At 56.3% G+C, this 21,066-nt stretch carries 21 protein-coding genes; 6 read left to right on the top strand and 15 right to left on the bottom strand.

Features of this window, described 5'->3' with window-relative positions; translation table 11 throughout:
* The first annotated feature begins 1 nt into the window (after position 1).
* A complete protein-coding gene (arsJ, locus tag KGB24_RS03925; protein WP_223414748.1) occupies positions 2-1,222 on the top strand; it encodes an organoarsenical effux MFS transporter ArsJ in 1,221 nt (406 codons plus the stop codon).
* A gap of 137 nt (positions 1,223-1,359) precedes the next feature.
* Here arsJ and KGB24_RS03920 read toward each other — a convergent pair whose 3' ends face one another.
* The 5 genes from KGB24_RS03920 to KGB24_RS03900 all read right to left on the bottom strand — a co-directional run bounded on the left by KGB24_RS03920 (position 1,360) and on the right by KGB24_RS03900 (position 5,209).
* On the bottom strand, positions 1,360-2,436 hold the full coding sequence (locus KGB24_RS03920; protein WP_223414749.1) for an ArsO family NAD(P)H-dependent flavin-containing monooxygenase: 1,077 nt from the start codon (positions 2,434-2,436) through the stop codon (positions 1,360-1,362).
* Between the two features lie 411 nt (positions 2,437-2,847).
* Positions 2,848-3,393, bottom strand: coding sequence for a hypothetical protein (locus tag KGB24_RS03915; protein WP_223414751.1), 546 nt, complete (start codon positions 3,391-3,393; stop codon positions 2,848-2,850).
* A 390-nt stretch (positions 3,394-3,783) separates the two neighbouring features.
* Positions 3,784-4,200, bottom strand: a complete 417-nt coding sequence (locus KGB24_RS03910; protein ID WP_223414753.1) for a DUF6691 family protein — start codon at positions 4,198-4,200, stop codon at positions 3,784-3,786.
* A gap of 2 nt (positions 4,201-4,202) precedes the next feature.
* Positions 4,203-4,637 (bottom strand): YeeE/YedE family protein, encoded by a 435-nt coding sequence (locus KGB24_RS03905; RefSeq protein WP_223414754.1) that lies wholly within the window; start codon positions 4,635-4,637, stop codon positions 4,203-4,205.
* 101 nt (positions 4,638-4,738) lie between these two features.
* On the bottom strand, positions 4,739-5,209 hold the full coding sequence (locus tag KGB24_RS03900; protein ID WP_223414756.1) for a 3'-5' exoribonuclease: 471 nt from the start codon (positions 5,207-5,209) through the stop codon (positions 4,739-4,741).
* A gap of 150 nt (positions 5,210-5,359) precedes the next feature.
* On the opposite strand from KGB24_RS03900, the gene KGB24_RS03895 reads away from it, so the two are divergent.
* Positions 5,360-5,695 carry a hypothetical protein gene (locus tag KGB24_RS03895; RefSeq protein WP_223414758.1) on the top strand — a complete coding sequence of 112 codons (336 nt, stop codon included), beginning with the start codon at positions 5,360-5,362 and terminating at the stop codon, positions 5,693-5,695.
* Positions 5,696-5,854: 159 nt separating this feature from the next.
* Here KGB24_RS03895 and KGB24_RS03890 read toward each other — a convergent pair whose 3' ends face one another.
* The 8 genes from KGB24_RS03890 to KGB24_RS03855 all read right to left on the bottom strand — a co-directional run bounded on the left by KGB24_RS03890 (position 5,855) and on the right by KGB24_RS03855 (position 15,346).
* Entirely contained in the window at positions 5,855-7,321 is a 1,467-nt protein-coding gene (locus KGB24_RS03890) for an SEC-C metal-binding domain-containing protein (RefSeq protein WP_223414760.1), read from the bottom strand.
* Between the two features lie 132 nt (positions 7,322-7,453).
* The gene (locus KGB24_RS03885) at positions 7,454-8,440 is read right to left on the bottom strand and encodes a hypothetical protein (RefSeq protein WP_223414762.1); all 987 of its coding nucleotides are present in this window, start codon (positions 8,438-8,440) and stop codon (positions 7,454-7,456) included.
* A gap of 618 nt (positions 8,441-9,058) precedes the next feature.
* On the bottom strand, positions 9,059-10,378 hold the full coding sequence (flgE, locus tag KGB24_RS03880; RefSeq protein ID WP_008029376.1) for a flagellar hook protein FlgE: 1,320 nt from the start codon (positions 10,376-10,378) through the stop codon (positions 9,059-9,061).
* Positions 10,379-10,409: 31 nt separating this feature from the next.
* Positions 10,410-11,132, bottom strand: coding sequence for a flagellar hook assembly protein FlgD (gene flgD / locus KGB24_RS03875; protein ID WP_223414764.1), 723 nt, complete (start codon positions 11,130-11,132; stop codon positions 10,410-10,412).
* Between the two features lie 15 nt (positions 11,133-11,147).
* The gene (flgC, locus tag KGB24_RS03870) at positions 11,148-11,591 is read right to left on the bottom strand and encodes a flagellar basal body rod protein FlgC (protein WP_007937507.1); all 444 of its coding nucleotides are present in this window, start codon (positions 11,589-11,591) and stop codon (positions 11,148-11,150) included.
* 3 nt (positions 11,592-11,594) lie between these two features.
* Complete coding sequence (gene flgB / locus KGB24_RS03865) at positions 11,595-12,002, bottom strand: flagellar basal body rod protein FlgB (RefSeq protein WP_008029381.1); 408 nt, start codon at positions 12,000-12,002, stop codon at positions 11,595-11,597.
* A 1,537-nt stretch (positions 12,003-13,539) separates the two neighbouring features.
* Positions 13,540-14,367 (bottom strand): protein-glutamate O-methyltransferase CheR, encoded by an 828-nt coding sequence (cheR, locus tag KGB24_RS03860; RefSeq protein WP_008033047.1) that lies wholly within the window; start codon positions 14,365-14,367, stop codon positions 13,540-13,542.
* 46 nt (positions 14,368-14,413) lie between these two features.
* Complete coding sequence (locus KGB24_RS03855; RefSeq protein ID WP_008033048.1) at positions 14,414-15,346, bottom strand: chemotaxis protein CheV; 933 nt, start codon at positions 15,344-15,346, stop codon at positions 14,414-14,416.
* 81 nt (positions 15,347-15,427) lie between these two features.
* Between KGB24_RS03855 and flgA the strand changes: the two genes are divergently transcribed.
* From flgA to KGB24_RS03835, 4 genes are all read left to right on the top strand, one after another.
* On the top strand, positions 15,428-16,189 hold the full coding sequence (flgA, locus tag KGB24_RS03850) for a flagellar basal body P-ring formation chaperone FlgA (protein WP_223415582.1): 762 nt from the start codon (positions 15,428-15,430) through the stop codon (positions 16,187-16,189).
* Positions 16,190-16,356: 167 nt separating this feature from the next.
* Positions 16,357-16,683, top strand: coding sequence for a flagellar biosynthesis anti-sigma factor FlgM (gene flgM, locus KGB24_RS03845; RefSeq protein WP_008033053.1), 327 nt, complete (start codon positions 16,357-16,359; stop codon positions 16,681-16,683).
* Between the two features lie 48 nt (positions 16,684-16,731).
* Positions 16,732-17,199 carry a flagella synthesis protein FlgN gene (locus tag KGB24_RS03840; protein WP_008033056.1) on the top strand — a complete coding sequence of 156 codons (468 nt, stop codon included), beginning with the start codon at positions 16,732-16,734 and terminating at the stop codon, positions 17,197-17,199.
* Positions 17,200-17,291: 92 nt separating this feature from the next.
* Positions 17,292-18,038: a flagellar brake protein gene (locus KGB24_RS03835; RefSeq protein ID WP_008033058.1), complete on the top strand. Its 747-nt coding sequence runs from the start codon at positions 17,292-17,294 to the stop codon at positions 18,036-18,038.
* A 63-nt stretch (positions 18,039-18,101) separates the two neighbouring features.
* Here the strand turns inward: KGB24_RS03835 and KGB24_RS03830 are convergent, their stop codons facing one another.
* Together KGB24_RS03830 and KGB24_RS03825 are read right to left on the bottom strand one after the other, a co-directional pair.
* Positions 18,102-19,472, bottom strand: a complete 1,371-nt coding sequence (locus KGB24_RS03830; RefSeq protein ID WP_223415583.1) for an MFS transporter — start codon at positions 19,470-19,472, stop codon at positions 18,102-18,104.
* A 70-nt stretch (positions 19,473-19,542) separates the two neighbouring features.
* Positions 19,543-20,784, bottom strand: a complete 1,242-nt coding sequence (locus KGB24_RS03825) for a glutamine synthetase family protein (protein ID WP_177318890.1) — start codon at positions 20,782-20,784, stop codon at positions 19,543-19,545.
* Positions 20,785-21,066: the final 282 nt, after the last annotated feature.

Here is a 21,066-nt window from a genome sequence, read left to right as displayed (position 1 = left end):
CATGAACGCGTTGTCAGCTCTTTCTCCGCAAGTGCGCCAGTACCTGTTGGTGACCGGCAATTACTGGGCTTTTACCCTCACCGACGGTGCGCTACGCATGTTGGTGGTGTTGCACTTCCATGCGTTGGGCTACAGCCCGTTACAGATTGCGTTCCTATTTCTGTTCTACGAAATCTTCGGCGTCATTACCAATCTAGTGGGCGGTTACCTGGGGGCCCGTCTAGGCCTGAATCGCACCATGAACATTGGTTTGGGCTTACAGGTGGCAGCCTTGTTGATGCTGACGGTGCCCGCCGCCTGGCTGACCATCCCTTGGGTGATGGGGGCTCAGGCGCTATCGGGCATTGCCAAAGACCTCAACAAGATGAGCGCCAAGAGTTCCATCAAGCTGCTGGTGCCCGACAACCAGCAAGGCACCCTTTACCAGTGGGTGGCAATTCTCACCGGTTCAAAGAACGCGCTCAAAGGTGTGGGTTTCTTCCTGGGCGGTGCGCTGCTGGCATTGCTGGGCTTCACGGTTGCCGTGCTGGCGATGGCCGCAACTCTGGCGCTGATATGGGTAGCCAGCCTGTTCTTGCTGAAGAAGGATCTGGGTAAAGCCAAGGCTAAACCGAAGTTCCGCGACATCCTCTCCAAGAGCCGGGCGATCAACATCCTCTCGGCGGCGCGAATGTTCCTCTTTGGTGCCCGAGACGTGTGGTTCGTAGTGGCGTTGCCGGTCTACCTGAGCACGGTGTTTGGTTGGGACTTCTGGATGGTTGGTGGCTTCTTGGCGGCCTGGGTCATCGGTTATGGCATCGTCCAGTCGTTGGCCCCGAACATCACCGGAAAGAAGCGCGGCCACGTCCCGGATGGGCGGGCTGCCTTTGTTTGGGCGGCATTGCTGGCAGGTCTGCCTGCTGCAATCGCCCTCGGTCTCTCGGCGGGTGGGTCGCCTCACGTTGTGCTGCTGGGTGGGTTAATGGTGTTCGGCGTGCTGTTCGCGGTGAATTCCTCGCTGCACAGCTATCTCATCGTCTCGTATGCCAAAGAAGACGGGGTATCGCTGGATGTGGGTTTCTACTACATGTCCAACGCCTTGGGCCGATTGCTCGGAACCGTGCTGTCCGGCTGGATTTATCAGAGTTACGGATTGGAGGCTTGTTTGTGGGTTTCCTCGGCCTTCGTGTTGCTGGCTGCCCTGATCTCTATCGCCTTACCCAGGCATGTCCAGGCGATATGAAGCCGTCAGGCAGGACAGAGTGATCCTCTAAACGACTGCATGGTCAGTATCCAGCTATATGCTTCAGCGGAAGATATCCAGCAAGGCCCCCACCCTCAACAGTCAGCGGTATATACCAAGGCCGACTGTAGTCCGCCTCAGGTGGACTGATCAGCGAGAAAGGCCACGATCTCACTGACTGTGCTCCTTGCTGTTCGTGTTACACCGATCAAAGTGGCGGAAGCCGAACCTGTCCACTCGCCATAACCGACCAGCCATAGCCTTGGCTCTTGGGTGGAGTGAGTGCCTTCGACCTCAACGCGGCCCTCAGTGTTAATCACCCCCAACGTATCCAAATGCTGAAGGGCTGGCCTGAATCCGGTACACCAGATCACCACATCCACGGCAGATTCAGATCCATCGGCCCAAATCACTCCATCGCGAGTGAAACGTTCAAAAGGGCGTACAGATTTGAGAGCTGCACGCTCACGGGCTTCTACAACTGGCGGCACCATTACAATGTCCCCCAACCCGCCGACGGGCTGGTCAATGACACGCCCTTCCTGCTGAGCTTTCAAGCGCTGAGTGGCACGCTCGAATAGTACCCGTCCATCCACTTCGTCAGGCAAAAACACCGGTTCAGTAGGGGTTACCCAAGTGGTCTCGGCGACTTTGGACACCTCGGCCAGAATCTGTGCCCCTGAATTACCGCCACCCACCACCAAAACCTTCTTGCCAGCAAACGCTTGTGCATCGACATAGTTCGCGGAGTGCAATTGCCGACCGGTGAATAACTCGGCATCAGGGTAGCGAGGGATATACGGATTGCTCCAGGTGCCGGTAGCGCTGATTACAACCCTGGCATCCCAATACCTGTCGTCAGAACGTACTCGTAAGCCAGACTCTAGACGTTCCACAGAAACGACCCGAACCGGGCGTTCAACCGAAAATTGGTAACGCTGCTCATATTGGTTGAGATAGTCGACCACATGATTTCGTGTGGGGTAACCCTCTTGCGCGGGCGGCATCATCCAGCCAGGGATCGAACTCCAGGTGGACGGCGAGAATAAACGTAACGAGTTCCAGCCGTGCCGCCACGCACCACCGGGTTCTTCCTCCGCATCGAGGATAACGAATGAAAGTTGGGTTCGGCGCAGGAAATACGCTACCGCCAAGGCTGACTGCCCCCCACCGATAATGACTACATCTAGCTGGCCACTGAGCGAATGAGTCATGGGGAAACCTTAGGTCGGTGCTGGACGGCGAGTATAGCGACTCAGGTTTAAATCCAACTGATCTAGCTCATATGTTGAGGATGCTGGAGCCGGGTAAGCGGGTGAAATGGGCCGATGGGAGAGCGCTGATGAAGCGAGGGAGGAGATTCGCAAGTCGCTGCGAGCTTCTTGCCGCTTCTGGCCTGGCTACACTGGCAGTACCCGACTACTACCGAATGAGCGGCATATCTACAGCTCGCGGCGTGGCTCGATCCTCGCCAGCTTTATCAATGTCGTAATTTTGCTGGTGGTCATGGGCTCGCTCGGCTGGGAGTCTCTCCATCGCTTGCAGACGCCAGTGCCTATACCACCTACTTGGCTCAATTGAGAACGTCCCATAGGGCCCACACCTATTGCGGCTTGCGGTAGGCATTATTTACCCTGCACTACTCGAACATGTGCATGGCTTATAGCTTTGTAGACACGAATCGATCTTAAAAGCGGCCACCAGTCATATAGAAAAATCTGTAGCGGTCGCCACATTGCCACCCAGCCAACGATCATCAGACTTTCGCGGGCTATGCCGACTACGGCGCTAGCACTAAGTTGGCCGATGACATCGACTGCGATCAGGCAAAGGGTAACAAAGCCGATGCCGATCAACAGGCTAATGCGGCCCTCTCGAAGGAGGCGTTTCAACTCACTGCGTACGAGACCTGCTTTATGATCAAAGTAGTTGTGGATTGCATCGGCCATGATCGCACTTGGATCGCCTTCTGCTGGCAGGTGCTCAAGGTGGATTGTGATACGAAGCAGGCTGTCCGACGGAAACTCTGCTGCCCAGGTCTCGATGAACGCTTCAGCCTCGCGATCAAGATCCTTGTTAAGAAAAGGTGTCGGATCCATCGAGTTAAACAACTGTGCAAGTTCGCTTACCCGGAGTTGAAGGTGATGCTCATGGTGATGTTTTTTTTTCATGGCACTACTCGATTATCATGCATTAGCAGTTTCGATTCGCGCGACTCGCTTGCGCTGCGCCTCTGTCCTTGCAAAGCGCACTGACCGCCGCTGGCATCACCCTCAAATGCCAACTCCAAATTACTCTACAGCCTGCCGGTGAAGGACGGGCTGAGAGGACGTGATTGGCGTGCGCGGATTGTCCGAGGAGGACAGCCATGAACGAGGAATTGAGGTGGATTGCACGTAAACCTTTATGGAACAACTGCTTGCCACGCAAATGTCCTAGTTTTCCTTTATCTCGGCATAACGACTATAGCTAGGACTCAGCAGCTCACACTTCATGCTCCATTCAGGGGCTGCAGGTATCGGACAGTGTTTCCGTCATTTGCGTCCATGGTTATCATCTGATCACATGCGTCGGCTTTCTAGTACAGAGAACAGATACATACCAGCCAACATAGCCAATACGAAAATAATTATTTGCCAGTGACCTGTCAGCAGAATAGCTACAGCCGGCCCTGGACAAATACCCGCAATTCCCCAACCAACACCGAACACTAGACTGCCGCCAATCAAGCGGGGGTCTAGCTCCCGCTTTACGGGTAACTGCATGCGGGCACCCAGCAAGGATTGCTTGTTCTTGCGCGCCCAATTCAGGGGGATAACCGCCACTGCGATGGCCCCTCCCATCACCAGAGCAAGTGACGGATCCCAGGCCCCGGCGACATCAAGAAAAGCCAATACCTTTGCAGGGTTTGCCATGCCTGCCAGGAGTAGACCCAGGCCAAAGATCAGTCCTGCGAAAAATGCGGTCAACTTGATCATCTTCAAGCTCCCAGCACATGACGAATGACGTACACCGTTGCAAAGCCGGCGGTCATAAAACACACCGTCGCAACTATGGAGCGAGGAGACATCCGAGAGATCCCACAAACACCATGACCACTTGTACAGCCCGAACCGTAACGGGTTCCCACGCCGACGAGCAGGCCCGCAATGATCAGGGCCGGCCACTCTGTCTTGATCTCTATTTCCGGCAAAACGGTCAACGCTCCCCACAACAAGGGCGCAAGTAAAAGGCCAAGAAGAAACAACGCCTTCTCGCTCCAGCCTTCACTATCAAATTGCATCACGCTTCCAAGCAAGCCGCTGATGCCGGCGATGCGACCATTAGCGAGAACGAACAAGCTAGCCGCCAGCCCTATCAAGGCGCCTCCGCCTAATGACGTCCAGGGTGTGAAGTTGATCCAATCGATGCTCATTTTGCATATCCTGTACAGAAGTGCTGGTAAAAGACGTTGATCAGCGAAGCAACAACACAGGCATGTGTGGCTGGCCAATACAGACTTCGGTTCCATGCGCCTTAGCAGGGCAGCCCTTTCTTTGGACTCCCTCGGGCGAACATGCTAGCTATGATACGGGCATCCAGGAGAGCGTGATGTGGAAGTGGAATCCCGTCGCTTATGGCATCTAGAGTGGTTGCGTCAGTGGGGTAATTCCGGACATTCCTTGGCCATTTCCCATCGGCATATGCGAGTTCGCAGAAAAGCTCCCAGTCGTACTGTGGAGCGTCTGTGACAATCTCCAAGGCTTCGTCGAACGACGCGAGAAACTCGAGCAACGCTGACCTTGCCCCAATGATCGATAGTACATAGCTTCCGCCCCAGAGCTGCGGAAGGACGATCTCTACGACGAAGTCGCTGCATTCTGCTTCTAGCCACGTGTCGAGTAATTCCACGTAGAATTCGCGCCCATCCTCGGCCACCAATGCCAGCGATATAAGCTTCGCTGACGCTGAGAGCCGGGTAAACTCGCAATCAAGAAAGAGCCTCATGCTGTTAGCACTCCGTGATGACTAGGGCTCGCCTCCATATGGCGCAGGAAGGTCACCCATGAGAGATGGCTCTCGAGCATCTGGGCTCAGAGGGTGTGCTTCAATCCTATTAGAAATTGTCGAGCTAAGCTCCGCCCTTTGAGATGTTGTATGAACTCTGAATTAACTGAAGAAGAAATGCGTCGTGCCCTGTTCGGTACGCCTCAGCCCGAAGAGCAGGTGTCTGCTCCTGTAGTAGAGGAGCCTGTGCCAGAGGTCGTCTTTACGAAGCCGGTAGCTGCTCCCGTAGCAAAGAAGAAAGCGGCGAAAGCGTTTACGCCCAGGCTTAGGGTCACGCTCCGGGTTGGGAACGAATTTGAGGGGAAGATGCAGGAGTTGACTCACGAGGCCGACACGCTGAGCTCGTTGCTTGCCGAGCAAGAGGCTGTGAAGGCTGCCAGGAAGAAGTACAAATATGTGGAAGTGGTATCGGTCAAGTCGATGTAGGCGACGCAAATGAGCTGAAGAGGTTGAAAGTCGTGCGCCTATCTGCTCAGTGGCCTAGCCAGAAAGCGAAGGCTTAGATCTAGGAAGTAACGAGAGGCCTCAGTGTCTAGAGGCTCATTCCGTCCTATCTATGTGAAGCCAGCGATAGCGAGCTATCGCTCACTTCATTCCTGTTAACAAACAGCATTTTTTGTATTTTTTGGTCGAGCCGCATGGACATGGGTTATTTCGACCAATATTTTTGGGCTGGCCCGGAGATGTAACTCGGCTCTCCGAAACATTGTCCAGAATTTTGTATGTCTTCATTATTTTCTGAGCAGCCATCCGTTCTTCACTTGAAAGAGGAACTGACGCATCAATCGCGAATATAGTTTCTGACCCTCCTGCTCTGCCTTTAGTGTCCGCTCCTAAAATCAATATTTCTTTAGCCCCCTGGAATTTATAGCGTGCCACATAGGCATAAAGCCGCATGCAAGCTGTTCGCTCCCGCCTATACTCATCATAAGACGCATAGTCATCGTCCCATGGGAAAAAAACGAAAACATACATCCGGCCCGGTTTGCTCAAAGACGGTACTACGCGAGAGGAGCGAGCCCCCTTTGGGACGCTACCAAACTTGTCGAATAGGGTGGAGGCTAAAAAGCTGCTTGAGTGAAGGTTCTCGGAAGCAAGGACTTGAACAGCGTTTGAGTGAGTCAGAAATGGAAGGTCACTGGCCTCCCCAACAATCGCGGCCATAATACAGTCAGCAAAACGAGCTGTAATTTCATTCCAGAGTCTGGCTTTAACCTTATGCTGGTGCCGAAGCGCATAGACTACAGTCTGTCTGTAATGCTTCCATTCGCCCTCAGGAATGGCAAAGAAATTTCCTTTGTTTTCAGGCAAGTTTTGGATATCTCCAAAGCCGTGACCGCCGTCCTCTTGTAAATAGAATCCCAATGTCTCTTCTTCACCAGCACTGAGCAATAATTTTTGCTCTCGGATCGCCTTTTCTTTAACTTCCAAATAGTGGATAAAATCCGCTGGAGTAGCCAACTCTTCTAGCAAAAGATTTATGCCGCTTTCATCGAGCACGTGAACAAACGTTTTTCCTTGGTCTACATCCCCTACAAAAAATGGTTTTTCAAGAAGCGTTTTTTCAGGAACCTGGTAGTAGTACCCCAGCGTGCCACTACTCCCCGGCTTTATAGAGTCGAAGAATCGTTTCGCATGCTCACCGATTCCTCGGGTGACAGCGATCAGGTGAATCTTCAAGTGCGGATTAGTCAGATCGAATGGAAATGGATCTTCCAGTTTGCTGTTGAGAAAAATCTTTTCAGGATGGTTTCTTACAAAGCTTTCAGCACCATGGAGTTGCTTGGCGGACTCCTTCACCGCCCCTCTGTACCAGCGACTCCATGCAAGGTCGATCTCACTGTGCGCCTGGAATTGAACATGCCCTTTATCCGAGAAAAGAATTAGAGTGTTATCAAAATAGACTGTGAGATCGGTAAGTTCTTTTCCCTTGCCTACCGACCTGAAAAGGCTCGGATAGCACCATAAACTGAAAAACGTATTTGTAGCGATTGATGAAAGAATTCTTTCACTTTCGTTAACGCTTGGCTCTTTTTTGATAGGCTTCAGCATCTATTCTTCCCTGTACTTCCGCGAAGTTAACATTCTAAAAACCTCAATCTTAGTTTTCGTACGCATGTTGTTCAGCAAGCCTGAGCCCAAGTGCAGGATTTCTCCTGACGCAGTCAGAAGTACTTGACGCGCTCAGAATGGGATCGAGTCGTCGAACTGAAAGGGGGGCTTTCTCGGTACTTGCGGAATGATCAAAGGAGACACCACGATGAGGTTGACGATGTCCTCCCTGTCCATAAATAGGATCTGACTTCGCTTGGACTGGTCGAGCTTGTTGCCTATCCAGTTGCGAGCAGCCTTGGTTATCTCTCCACCTGCGACAATAAATGCGTGGTCGACCAAAACTCGTCTACTGAGCTCTGAATCAAAGATCTCGTGACCCAGCATCATCAGAACCTGATTGTGGATCTCCGCGATATTGGCGTGGCTGGCCTTCGTTACCCCTGATGAGTCGAGCTTGCCTTTCTTCACCTGTACCCCGAAGTACAAGACATGCTGGGTGGGAAGAATGAACTTCATCCAGATATCCTTCCCGTACTCAAGGGCTTTGTCCTTATGGCCCGCAAATGTGATACGAGCGAAACCTTGCTGTCGGAACAATGGAAGCAAGATTTGCTCAATCAGGTCATCTTCGGAGCACTGGTCAAGGTACGCAATCAGTTGGTTCTTTTTTTCAGCTTCCGCTGCGGTAAGTGGACGGTGCGGGCTGGATGATTCATTTGCCACGGTGCCACTTCCGGAGTGCCGCAAATAGCACTGGTCGTCCTCGCCGTAAAACGCTTCAAAGCCTTCACGCTTGATCGCTACGTTGAGGGCATTGAGCGCTTTCAGCCGGGGGGACTCCTCGTTGAAGGCATCCTCGCTATCCATTAGCAGCCGAATTATTCGAAGCATGGCGTCTGGGGGCTTCAGTGGATTTGAGCTAGGGAAATCTAGGATCTTCCGCAGTGTATCTGCAACCCAGAATCGGCGCGTCGAACCGTCATGGACAAACTCGGTATTGGCATCTCTGAAAAATCGAGTCAGATTTGGGCCGGTGAGATACCGGAAATGACCTTCTGTGTTGTCACCACAGATCAGTTCCGCGACCTGCTCCAAGGTTCGTGTCTTCCATTTCATACTCTATTCCACCGATGGGTCATCAACTGGTTAGTGATCCATTTGCCTAGGTATAATAGACGAGCACTGAAACTCCCACTCCGTCACGCTCAACCGACTCAAAAATGGGAAAAATCTTACCTCGAGTCGTTGGCCGATTTTCGTATACTTTCGAACCTATAAAACAGGGTTAAACCGTCCAACGTATACGTTTTTGTCTTAAAAAATTTAGCCATAAGCTCTGAAGCCCTTTAACTACGATGGATTCAGCAATGTATATGAAATGTACATGGGCACTCTGTCAATAAGCTGAGCCGGTAGGCGCTGAAAGGCGCTTACTCGACAACCCCCGATCGGTCCTCTGGATTGGTCGGGGGTTTTCTTTTGCCTGCGGACCTGTAGGAGCCGGCTTGCTGGCGATGAACGATGACGCGGCGCGCCTGAATGACCGCGGCGCCTGGATCGCCAGCAAGCCGGCTCCTACAGGTTTCGTGTTGTTCACAAAGCATATGAAAGACGTTTAACCCTGTGGGAGCGGGCTTGCCCGCGAAGAGGCCATCCCTGACAACACAAAATCCCGGCCACAAAAAAGCCCCTCTTCCGAGGGGCTCCTTGTGTAGCGCTTTCAACCAACCCGCATCAGGTCATCTGAATGATGGTCTGCATGATGGTGCTTTGAGTCGAGATGGTCTTGGCGTTCGCCTGGTAGTTGCTCTGCGCCTTGATCAGGTCGACCAGTTCACTGGTCAGGTTGACGTTGGACTCTTCCAGGGAGTTGGAGTGGATCTCGCCCAAGGTGCCGGTGTTCGGCGCATCGTAGCCCGGGATACCCGAGGAGTAGGTTTCTTTCCAGCTGGTGCCGCCTACTGGCTGCAGACCTTGCTCGTTGGTGAAGCTGGCGAGCGAGATCTGGCCGATGGCCTTGGTCTGGCTGTTGCTGAAGTTGGCCAGCATGATACCGCTGCCATCGATGGTCAGGTTGGTGATCTGGCCGGTGGCGTAGCCGTTCTGCGAAGGAATCGAACGTGCGGTATCGGCGTTGTACTGCGAGGTTTTGGCCATGGAGACCGTAACGACGCCGGAAGTAGCGCCGTTCGCTGTCCACACGCCATTTTTCACGTCACCGGGAATCCAGCCGGTGACCTTCAGGTCAGGGCTGACGATCGGCGCCGGAACGGCCGGTGTGGTGACCGAAACCAGATTGCCCGAGGTATCGAACACCATGGTCGAAGCGACCGGCAGGTTCAACGGAACCGCGGTAGGACTAGGGTCGGTGCCATTCGGGTTGCGACCATCAATCAGGGTGTAGGTTTTCCAGGTGTTCGCCCCGGTCTTGACCATGTATTGGTCCATGACGTGCTTGTTACCCTGAGTGTCATAAATCGGGGTACTGAACTGTTTGGTGAAGGTGGCTTCTTTGGTCGAATCAAACGGGGTGGCAACCTGATCGATAACCGGTGAGGTGGAGTTCAGGTTGATCGTCGACGACACCGTGGAGGTGTTTTTTGGCGCCAGGTTCGAAGTATCGATACGCAGGTCGGTCAACACGCCGTTGATGATCTTGCCGTTGGCGTCCACGCCGTAACCTTGCAGACGCGCAGTGCCGTCGGTGTTGGTGACGTAACCGTCCTTGTCGACCTTGAACGTACCGGCACGGGTGTAGGACAGCGAGCCGTTGTCGTTCAGCACGAAGAAGCCGGAACCGTTGATGCCCATGTCCAGCACGTTGCCGGTGTTGTTGACGTCGCCCTGGGTGAACTGCTGGGAAACGTTGGCCAGGCGCACGCCGTTACCAATGGTTTTGCTACCGGAACCCAGCTTGGTGGCCGAGTAAACGTCCGAGAATTCCGCACGGGACGATTTGAAACCGGTGGTCGCGACGTTGGCGATGTTGTTGCCGGTCACGTCCAGTTGTTTGTTGGCTGCATAGAGACCGCTAAGGCCGATATTGAAAGACATATTCCACTCCTTTGTGCCGTGTTAGTCGGCTCTACATACCAATTGTTTGTACTTTGGACAGGGCGATGCTGCCCCCACCGGCGAGATTGAGCATCAACTCACCGCCGGTCTGGCTGATGGTCACGCTGCTGACGGTCGCCGGCAGGTACGTCACCAGCGAAGTCGCCTTGCCGTCGTAAGTTGCGGTGGCGCCGAAGGTGTACGTACCCGCCTTGGCCACTTCGCCTGCATCGTTCTTGCCGTCCCAGATGAAACTGGCGCTGCCGGCTTTTTGGCTGCCCAGGTCGATGGTGCGGATGACCTTGCCATCGGCGTCGGTAATCTTCACTTTCACCGGATCGACCGACGCCGGTACGGCGATGGTTCCGTTAAAGCTCTTCGAGGTATCGACCACGGCCTTGTCGCTCGGGGCAATGACCGAACGCCCGACCAGCGACGAAGCCTGCAAGGCCTGGGACGAGTTGTAGTTGCTGGCCAGGCCACTCACGGTGGTGTTAAGCGTGGTGATGCCTTCCAGGCTGCTGAACTGCGCCAACTGGGCAACGAACTCGCCGTTGTCCTGCGGCTCCAGCGGGTTCTGGTTCTTCAGCTGTGTCACCAGCAACTGCAGGAACGCGTCCTTGCCCAGGGCCTTTTTGCCGGTGGCGCTGTTCGTGGCGGACGCCAGGCCGTCGGCACTGGTGTTGGTCTTGATCGAAGAGTTGGCCAGGATGTCTTTGAGGCTGATGCTGCTGGTGGTATCGGTAACACTCATCTGAGTCGCCCCTTATCACTGACCGAGGGTCAGGACCTTCTGCATCATGGTTTTGGCGGTGTTCATCATTTCGGCGTTGGTCTGGAACGAACGGCTCGCGGAAATCATGTCGGCCATTTCTTCAACCACGTTGACGTTCGGGTAGTAGACGTAGCCCTTGGCGTCGGCCGCCGGGTGGTTCGGCTCATAGCGCGCTTCCAGATTGCTCTGGTCTTCGACCACGCCCAGCACTTGTACGCCCTGACCGGCCGCGTCCTGGTTCTGGAACAACGAATCGCTGCCGCCGCTCTGCCCGCCCTGGAACATGGTGGCGAACACCGGATGACGTGCGCGGTAGGTCTGGTCGATGCTCGACGAGACGGTCTCGGCGTTGGCGATGTTCGAGGCCACGGTGTTCAAGCGCGTTGTTTGCGCACTCATGCCGCTACCGGCAATGTTGAAAACACTGGATAGAGACATGACTTACTCTCCGCGAAGGGCTGACATCAGCCCTTTGAATTTGCTGTTGAGCAGGGTGAAGCTGGCCTGGAAGTTGATCGCGTTTTCCGCGTAGTTCGACTGTTCCAGCTGGGCGTCCACGGTGTTCTGGTCAATCGAAGGCTGCATCGGTGTGCGATACAGCAGCGACTCGTCGCCATTGCCCATGCCTTCGGCTTCGATATGACGGTTGTTGGTCATGTTCAAGGCGAACGTGCCGCTCTTGGTTTTCTCGTTCTGCTCGGCGAGCACTTTCGAGAAGTCCAGATCCCGAGCCTTGTAGTTCGGGGTGTCGGCGTTGGCGATGTTGTTGGCCAGGACTTCGGCACGCTGGGCGCGGAAGCCCAGGGCTTGTTCGTGGATACCGAGCGCTTTATCGAAGCTGATGCTCATGTCGGGAAACCTTCGGGTGACCTGATTTTTCGTACGATGGATATAGCAAGCGGCGTGCCAATTCAAAAAAGCCCGTAAACCGGGGCTTTGCGGGCAAGGGGCGAAGCGGCAATGCCAGAAAAGCGGCAACGGGTTTCCGCCGTCTGCCGCTTTTCTGCCGCTTTCGGTTTTGGGCTCGGGTTGTGTGCATATCCGTTTTTGCGGTAACGGCGGCTATTGGTTTCGCCCTTACGGCGAGTCACTTTCGAAAAGCGCGAAAGTAACCAAAGCGCTTTTGCCCCTTTCGTTCGGTGCCTCGCTAAGGCTCGGCATGCCCTCGCTCCGGTCCTGCTCCGTGGGCCCGCCGCCATCGGCCATCCATGGCCGGGGGCGGCTAACCCGGCATCCATGCCGGGTTGCCCACTGCGCAGAACCTCCACTCGGCCTCTCGAGGGGGCGACTACCGCCACAGCCGCCGAGGCGGCCTGAAAGCCGACCTGGCTCTTCAGTTGTCCGCGTTGTCCTTCTCTGATGCGTTCACTCATTCCGGATATGTACACAAACCCCCTGTAGGAGCCGGCTTGCTGGCGATGGCGTCCTTTCAGGCGACAAATGCGTCGACTGACCCACCGCCATCGCCGGCAAGCCGGCTCCTACAATGGATTGGGTTCACACGATTCAAAATGGTAGGAGCTGGCTTGCCAGCGATGGGCGTCAACGATAACGCGGGCTGCCTGAATGAACGCGTCGCCCAGACGCTTTTCGCCGGCAAGCCGGCTCCTACAATGGATTGGGTTCACACGATTCAAAATTGTAGGAGCTGGCTTGCCGGCGATGGGCGTCAACGAAAACGCGGGCTGTCTGAATGAACGCGTCGCCCAGACGCTTTTCGCCGGCAAGCCGGCTCCTACAATGGATTGGGTTCACACAGTCAAAATTGTAGGAGCTGGCTTGCCGGCGATGGACGTCAACGATAACGCGGGCTGTCTGAATGAACGCGTTGCCCCGACGCTTTTCGCCGGCAAGCCGGCTCCTACAATGGATTGGGTTCACACGGTTTGAAATTGTAGGAGCTGGCTTGCCGGCGATGGAGGTCAACGATGACGCGGGCTGTCTGAATGAACGCGGTGTCTGGGCGTTTTTCGCCGGCAAGCCGGCTCCTACAGGGAATCGCGTTTGCTTTTGCTTCCCACCACTCATCAGGTCGAGCGTTAGCTCGCCTTCCGCTTTTGATCTGAGCGCCCCCTCGAGAGGCCGAGCGCAGGTTCTGCGCAGTGGGCAACCCGGCATGGATGCCGGGTTAGCCGCCCCCGGCCAGGGATGGCCGATGGCGGCGGGCCCACGGAGCAGGACCGGAGCGAGGGCATGCCGAGCCACAGCGAGGCACCGAACGAAAGGGGCAAGAGCCCTTGGTTACTTGGGGCTCTTCCAAGTGACTCGCCGTAAGGGCGAAACCAATAGCCGCCATAACCCCAGAAACGGATATACACACCAACACAGCAGACAAAAAAAACGGGAGCCCCCAAGGACTCCCGTTTTTCAAACTACCGCCAACCCATCACTTCGCCTGGTAAATGATCCCCGGGCTGCACTGGACCATCTGGTAATGATCCGGCAAACCGTTCAGCGCTTCAGACGCGCCAAGGAACAGATAACCGCCAGGCTTCAACGTGCTGTGGATGCGCAACAGGATGTCTTTCTTCACCTCGGCGGAGAAGTAGATCAACACGTTACGGCAGAACACGATGTCGAACTTGCCGAGGCTCGCGTAGCTGTCCAGCAGGTTGAACGAGCGAAACTCCACCCGACTCTTGATCGGCGCCTTGATGGCCCAGCGCCCCGGACCTTTCGGGTCGAAATAACGCTGAAGACGCTCGGGCGACAACCCACGGCCGATGGCCAGGCTGTCGTACTCGCCAGTCTTGCAGTTGGTCAGCATGGAGCCGGACAGGTCAGTGGCTACGATCTGCACACCCATCTTCAACTGGCCCATGTTGACCCGCTCGAACTCGTCGATGGACATCGACAGCGAATACGGTTCCTGACCCGACGAGCAGGCCGCCGACCAGATTCGCAAGCGTTGCCCCGGAGCCGCCTTGATCGCCTCAGGCAGTACCTTGTTCTTCAAGACTTCAAACGGATAGGTGTCACGAAACCACAGGGTTTCGTTGGTCGTCATGGCATCGACCACCAACTCGCGCAAACCGCTGCGCGGCTGGGTCTGGATGCGCTGAACCAGCTCACCCAGGGACTTGATGCCTTGCTGTTCCATCAGTTTGTTGAGACGGCTCGAGACCAGGTACTGCTTGTTTTCACCGAGCAAAATGCCACAGGCTTTTTCCAGGAAGACCCGGAACTGTTCGAAATCCAAATTACCCGTAGACAAAGATGCCGCCTCTTAAATCGTGTTAACCACCAGGGGCAAAAGGCCCCTAGCTGATGTCTGCTGCTTTGATCCGGTCAACTACCCGGGATGCCAGGTCATCAGGACGGAATTTGGCCAGGAAGTCATCGGCACCGACTTTCTTGACCATCGCCTGATTGAACACACCCGACAACGAAGTATGCAGGATGATATGAAGCTTTTGCATGCGAGGGTCGTTGCGGATCTCGGCCGTCAGGGTGTACCCGTCCATCTCCGGCATCTCGATGTCGGAGATCATCATCAGGAACTCTTCTTCCGGCTTCTTACCCTCGTCGGCCAGTTTGCGCAGGTAATCCAGCGCTTGCCGTCCGTCGTTCAACGCCACCACTTCAACGCCTACCGTTTGCAGGCAGCGCGTGACCTGCTTGCGCGCCACCGACGAGTCATCGACCGTCAGCACCCGCAGCGACAGCGCCTTGTGCTGGGTCTCGACATCGACCACGCCGACGGAAATCGCTTCCGGTGTCGGCGCCACTTCCGCCAGGATCTTCTCGACGTCGATGATTTCGACTAACTGATTGTCGACCCGAGTCACAGCCGTCAGGTAATGATCGCGTCCGGTGCCCTTGGGAGGCGGATGAATCTCCTCCCAGTTCATGTTGACGATGCGTTCCACCGAGCGCACCAGGAAACCCTGGGTCTTGGTGTTGTACTCCGTGATGATCACGAAAGGATTGCTTTGATCTTTAAGCGCTCCGGAACCGGTCGCCATTGCCAGATCAAGGATCGGAATGGTCGCCCCCCGGATATTTGCCACACCGCACACGACAGGACTGGACTTGGGCATCAGGGTCAGCTTGGGGCATTGCAGCACCTCGCGAACCTTGAACACGTTGATCCCGTAAAGCTGCTGGCCGTCGAGACGGAACAACAACAGCTCCAGGCGATTCTGCCCTACCAGTTGCGTGCGCTGGTTTACCGAATCCATTACACCAGCCATGCCCAGACTCCTACACCAACGCTAAGTGTGTTGCGACGCACATTCATCACTAAACGGCACGGCGCTTGCTTTTTAACTTTTATGAACACAGAACCGACATTTTTCCGACGCCTGACATCACCTATCCGCAGATTGCTCTGTGCAGTGTCGGCCGTTTGCCTGTTCAACGCTGGCAGCCCTGCCTTTGCTGACGCAGTTACCTTGCCTGACATGCTTATCGGCGTCACCCAGGGCTTTCTTGAATTCACCGTAGAAGACTATCTGGCTACCAGTCAAACGGAAGGTCGCTACGAAATCCAGGTCAACCAGCTCGACTCGCGGCTGCGCATGCCCATGTGCGACAAGGAATTGACAGCCAGCCTCGAGAGTCCGGCCAAGCCGCTGGGCCGGGTCACGGTCAAGGTTCGCTGCGAGGGTTCATCGCCCTGGACAGTCTTCGTACCCGCTCAAGTCCGCCTGTTTCGCGACGTTGTGACCGCCACCCGGCCCCTGCGCCGCGCAGGGATTGTCGAGCCCGATGACGTGACGCTGCGCGAGCGTGACGTCAGCCTGATTGGCCAGGGCTACTTCACATCCGTAGACCAGGCGATCGGCCAGCGACTTACCCGACCAATGGTCACCGACCAGGTGATTACCCTGGTTCATCTCGAACAGGCGGAAGTCATTCGCAAAGGCGATCAGGTGGTGATTACCGCCCGCAGTGGTACGCTCAGCGTGCGTATGCCCGGCGAGGCCCTCTCCAACGGCGGCATGGCCGAGCAGATACGCGTGAAAAACCTCAATTCCAGACGGGTCATCAAGGCGCAGGTTACCGCGCCAGGTCAGGTGGAAGTGTCCATGTAGGATTCTCTGTTCGTGAAGATGTGGCGTTGCCCGAGGCTGTTCCCTAAACTGTGCCGCATGCAGGAGAAGTGCTGGCGCATGCGGGCCCATTTGATAAATGGGTCTAAAGTTTTCACAGGGAGAGCCGAAAACATGGCAAGCGTCCAAATACTCAGAGGTTTTTTACCATGGTCATCGATTTCAGCCGTTTGAACAGCTCCTCGCCACTTACGGGCAGTACACGTACCAGCGTTGCCAAGGAAACTGCCGACGCCGGCAAATCCGCGCCGCTGAATACCCCGGCCGAACAGGCCACTGCCATCAAAAGCGGGGAATCGGTACACCTCAGCAATGAGGCTCAACAGTTGCAACAGGTCACTGACAAGCTGCGCGATCAGCCTGCCGTCGACAACGCCCGTGTGGCCGAGTTGAAAGCAGCGATTGCCGATGGCAGCTATAAAGTCGACAGCAGCCGTGTAGCCAGCAAACTGCTCAACTTCGAAGCCCAGCGCTAGGCTACGGCCCGCGCCAGGCTTTTGGACGCTTAAAACCCAAGGCCAGCCATGCAAGACACTAATTTACTGCAACTGATCACCGACGACTTTGCTCCAGCGCAACACTTGCTTGAGTTACTGCAAACCGAGTCCCTCGCCTTGCACGGTCGGGACATGCCACTGCTCGAAGACATTCTGGCGCAGAAACAGGCATTGATCATTCTGCTTGAACAGCATGGCCGCAAGCGCAGCGAAATCCTCGCCAGCCTCAACCTGCCGACCAATCGCAACGGCCTGGAGCAACTCGCCAGCCATTCGAGCATTGGCGAGCAGTTGCTGGCCCAGAGCGATGTGCTGACCGATCTACTGGCTCAATGCCAGGCGGCGAACGCCAATAATGGCCAGTCCATCCTGGTCCAGCAGGCCGCCACGGCCAATCAGCTGAAAATCCTGACCGGCGGTGAACCGCCAGCGCTTTATGACGCCCGCGGATCAACCGCCAAGCTTGCGAAGCCGCGCCCGCTCAGTCAGGCTTGAGCCCGCAAATGACCACGCCCTATCAAGACTCGCAACATGCTGGCAATATACTGGCCAGCCGTAGTCATATTTTGTCTGGAGATTGATTAACCGTGTCCAATGCCTTAACCGCGGAAGATGCCCCGCAGCCACCCAAGGTGCTTACCACACCGTTGGAAATCTCCGGCAACCTGCGCCAACTGCAAGAAAGCCATGACCCGCTGATCATCACGTTCCATGAGCGCACCCAGCGCTTCCAGAGCTATCTGGTGGACGTGGACCGCGAGCGCGGGACCATCGCGCTCGACGAAATGATCCCGCGTGACGGTGAGCGCTTCATGCTGGCCGGCGAACCGTTCAAGGTCGAAGGCTTTCACGAAGGCGTGCGCATTGCCTGGGAAAGCAACGGTCAACTGACCATCGACGAGTCCGGTGACACCCGCTGCTATCGTGGCCCGCTGCCAGATGAAGTGGTTTATCACCAGCGCCGCAATGCCTTCCGCGCAGCCTTGAAGCTGGCCCAACTGGTCAACGTTGATCTGGACGGTGAAAAACTCAAGGCGCCGATCAGCGGCAAGCTGTTGGACATCTCCGCGACCGGCTGCAAGTTGCGCTTTGAAGGCGACATCACCGGCAGCCTGCAATTGGGTCAGGTCTACGACCGCTTCGCCGCCGCCCTGCCCTTTGGCAAAATGACGGCACCGGTCGAACTGCGTTACCTGCATTTCGAAGAAAGAATCTCCACCACCTTCGCCGGCATCCGCTTTCACAACATGAGCGGCCTGGTGCAGCGTCAGGTCGAGCGCTTCGTCTATCAGCTTCAGCGCGAAGCACGACGTTTCGACAAAGACGACCTGTAATTCCAGCGCCAATAAAAAACGGGCAGTCCCTTGCGGTGACTGCCCGTTTTTTTATGCCCCGATTTAAGGCCTGGCCTCGGTGAAGCTTTGCTCGCGGCCCGCGTCAGGGTCCTCCGGAGGTGGAGTGGTGGGTGTCTCGACCTCCGACTCAGGAGCCGGATCAGGATTGGCCGGGCTCTGCATCTGGTCCTGCACCACTTGCTCATCAACCCGTGGATCAAGGCAAGCCACCAGCGGCGAACTCGACATGCTGTCCGGCATGGCGACGTGATGCAGCGGCGCGTCGTCGACCTGATGCAGGTTGGTCACCGCTTTCGGGCGGATCCGCCACACCAGCACCAACGCAAAGAAACTGAAGAAGGCGTAGAGCATCTGACTGCCGAACATCTTCATCAGTACCCCGGCGACCAACGGCCCGATACTCGCGCCGACGCCGTAGGTCACCAGCAGCATCGCCGTCAGTGACACCCGCCGATCAGCCTCGACGTGGTCATTGGAAAACGCGACCGCCAGCGGGTACAGGCAAAACTTCACTAGCGAGCAGATAAAACCGGTGATGAACAACACCTCCAGCGGCACCTGCTTCATGATCGCCAGCGGCAACGCGGCGAGGGCCAGCACCAGCGCAAAACAGCGGATCAACAGCGCCCGGTCATAACGGTCGGACAACCAGCCCAACGGCCACTGCACCAGCAGGCCGGCAAAAATGCAGCTACCCATGAACAGACCGACCTGCTCCGTGGACAACCCTTGCTGAGAGGCATACAGCGGCGCCAGACCGTAGAACGAACCGATGATCAGCCCTGCCCCCAGCACCGTACTCAACGACTGCGGCACGCGCTTGATAAAGAAGCGCGGCTCCATCGGTGCCGGATGCAGCGGCGCCGGGTGAATCCGCCGCGTCAGAGCCACCGGCACCAGGCACAGGGCAAAGCACAGGGCGACCAGCATCAGAAGCTCCAGACCGAGGCCCGGGTGCATGACCAGAATCAGTTGCCCCAGCACCAGGCCAAGATAAGAAGCGATCATGTAACCGCTGAACACCGTGCCACGCTGCGAGGCTTCGGCCTGCTCATTGAGCCAGCTTTCGATGACCATGTACTGGCACATCATCCCGAGACCGACGATGACCCGCAGGAATATCCACGCCGGCAGCCAGTCCACCAGACCATGGCCCAGCACCGCCGCGCCGACAATCCCGGCGCAGGCCGAATAAGCCCGGATATGCCCGACCCGGGCAATCAACCGGTGACCGATCTTGCCCCCCAGCACGAGGCCGAAATAGTTGGCCGCCATCAACGCACCGACCCACAGGCTGTCGACATGGTCGGCCGCCAGGCGCAAGCCCAGGTAAGTACTCAGCAAGCCGGAGCCGATCAACATCATCAGCGAGGCGAAATACAGCGCTCGAAAGGGTTTCCAGATTTGGCGCATCGGCGTTCCGAGCGGCTCCTTGCGGTGAGAAACGGGCTATCCGAAAAGATAGCCCGAAGACGAAGGTTCGTCAGGCCTGGGCGGCTAAAACACGGCGCTCCCAGGGCGTAATTTCATCAAAGAAGCTGGTCAACTCCATGGTCTTCGAAGCGACGTAGCCTTCGATGAACTCCTTGCCGAACAGTTCCTTCGCCAATTGGCTACGTTTCAGACGTTCGAGAGCGGCATGCAAGGTACACGGCAACGAAAGATTATCCGGCACCTCGAACTCACCCTGGATCGCTTCACTCGGCTCCACTGTATTTTCGATGCCATACAACCCTGCCGCCAGGCTCGCTGCAATCGCCAGATATGGGTTGGCATCAGCGCCCGGCAGGCGATTTTCCACCCGACGCGCCACCGGCGAGCTGGCCGGAATGCGCAAACCGGCCGCCCGATTGTCGTGGGACCAGCAGGCATTATTCGGTGATGCGAACGGATGGCACAAGCGCTGATAGGAGTTCACGTTCGGTGCAAATAATGCCGTGAAATCCGCCATGCAGGCCTGCTGGCCACCGATGAAGTGACGGAAGGTCGCCGTCGGCTCGCCGGCCTCGTCGCTGAAGACGTTACGCCCGGTGGCGATCTCGACGATGCTCTGGTGAATATGCATCGAGCTGCCCGGCGTGTGCGCCAGTGGCTTGGCCATGCAGACCACCGTCAGCCCATGCTTGAGCGCCACTTCTTTAAGCAGATGCTTGAACAGCAATGTCTGGTCGGCCAGCAACAACGGATCACCGTGCAGCAGGTTGATCTCGAACTGGCTGACGCCCATCTCGTGCATGAACGTATCGCGCGGCAAACCGAGGGCCGCCATGCACTCATAGACTTCACTGAAAAACGGCCGCAAGCCGTTATTGGAACTGACACTGAACGCCGAATGACCGTCCTCGCGCCGACCGTCCAGGCCCACCGGCGGCTGGAACGGTTGCGTCGGGTCGGTGTTGGGTGCGAAGACAAAAAACTCAAGCTCAGTGGCCACTACCGGCGCCAGCCCAAGAGCGGCGTAACGCGCGATAACTGCTTTGAGTTGACCACGAGTCGACAGAGGGGAGCTTTCGCCGGTCAGTTCGTCCGCATCGCAAATGGCCAAGGCACGCGGCTGTTTGCTCCAGGGCAAGCGATGGATCTGCGCAGGGTCTGGCACCAGTGCCAGGTCGCCGTCATCGCTGCCGTAAAAACGCGCTGGCGGATATCCGCCCATGATGCATTGCAGCAGCACACCCCGCGCCATCTGCAAACGCCGCCCCTCGTGAAAGCCTTCGGCCGTCATGACCTTGCCACGGGGCACGCCGTTCAAATCCGGCGTAACACATTCAATCTCATCAATGCCCGTCAATCGCTGCGCGAGTGAGCGCTGGCCACCGGTTGTCATGACGCAATCCTTTGTAGTTGTGCAAGCCGCGAACGGCGACCGTACAAAATAGGCTCCGCGTGTTCGGAATATCAAGCAGCGACAAACAAAAACGTCATGGCGGACGACAACGCCGAAATAACCGTCACCACAATCCTTGTAGGAGCCGGCTTGCCGGCGATGGCGTTCGTAAGAACGCCG

The sequence above is a fragment of the Pseudomonas sp. BF-RE-25 genome (genome assembly GCF_019956105.1).
Taxonomy (GTDB): domain Bacteria; phylum Pseudomonadota; class Gammaproteobacteria; order Pseudomonadales; family Pseudomonadaceae; genus Aquipseudomonas; species Aquipseudomonas migulae.
Note: the sequence above shows the minus strand (reverse complement) of the source record. Positions and strands in the feature narration are given on the sequence as shown.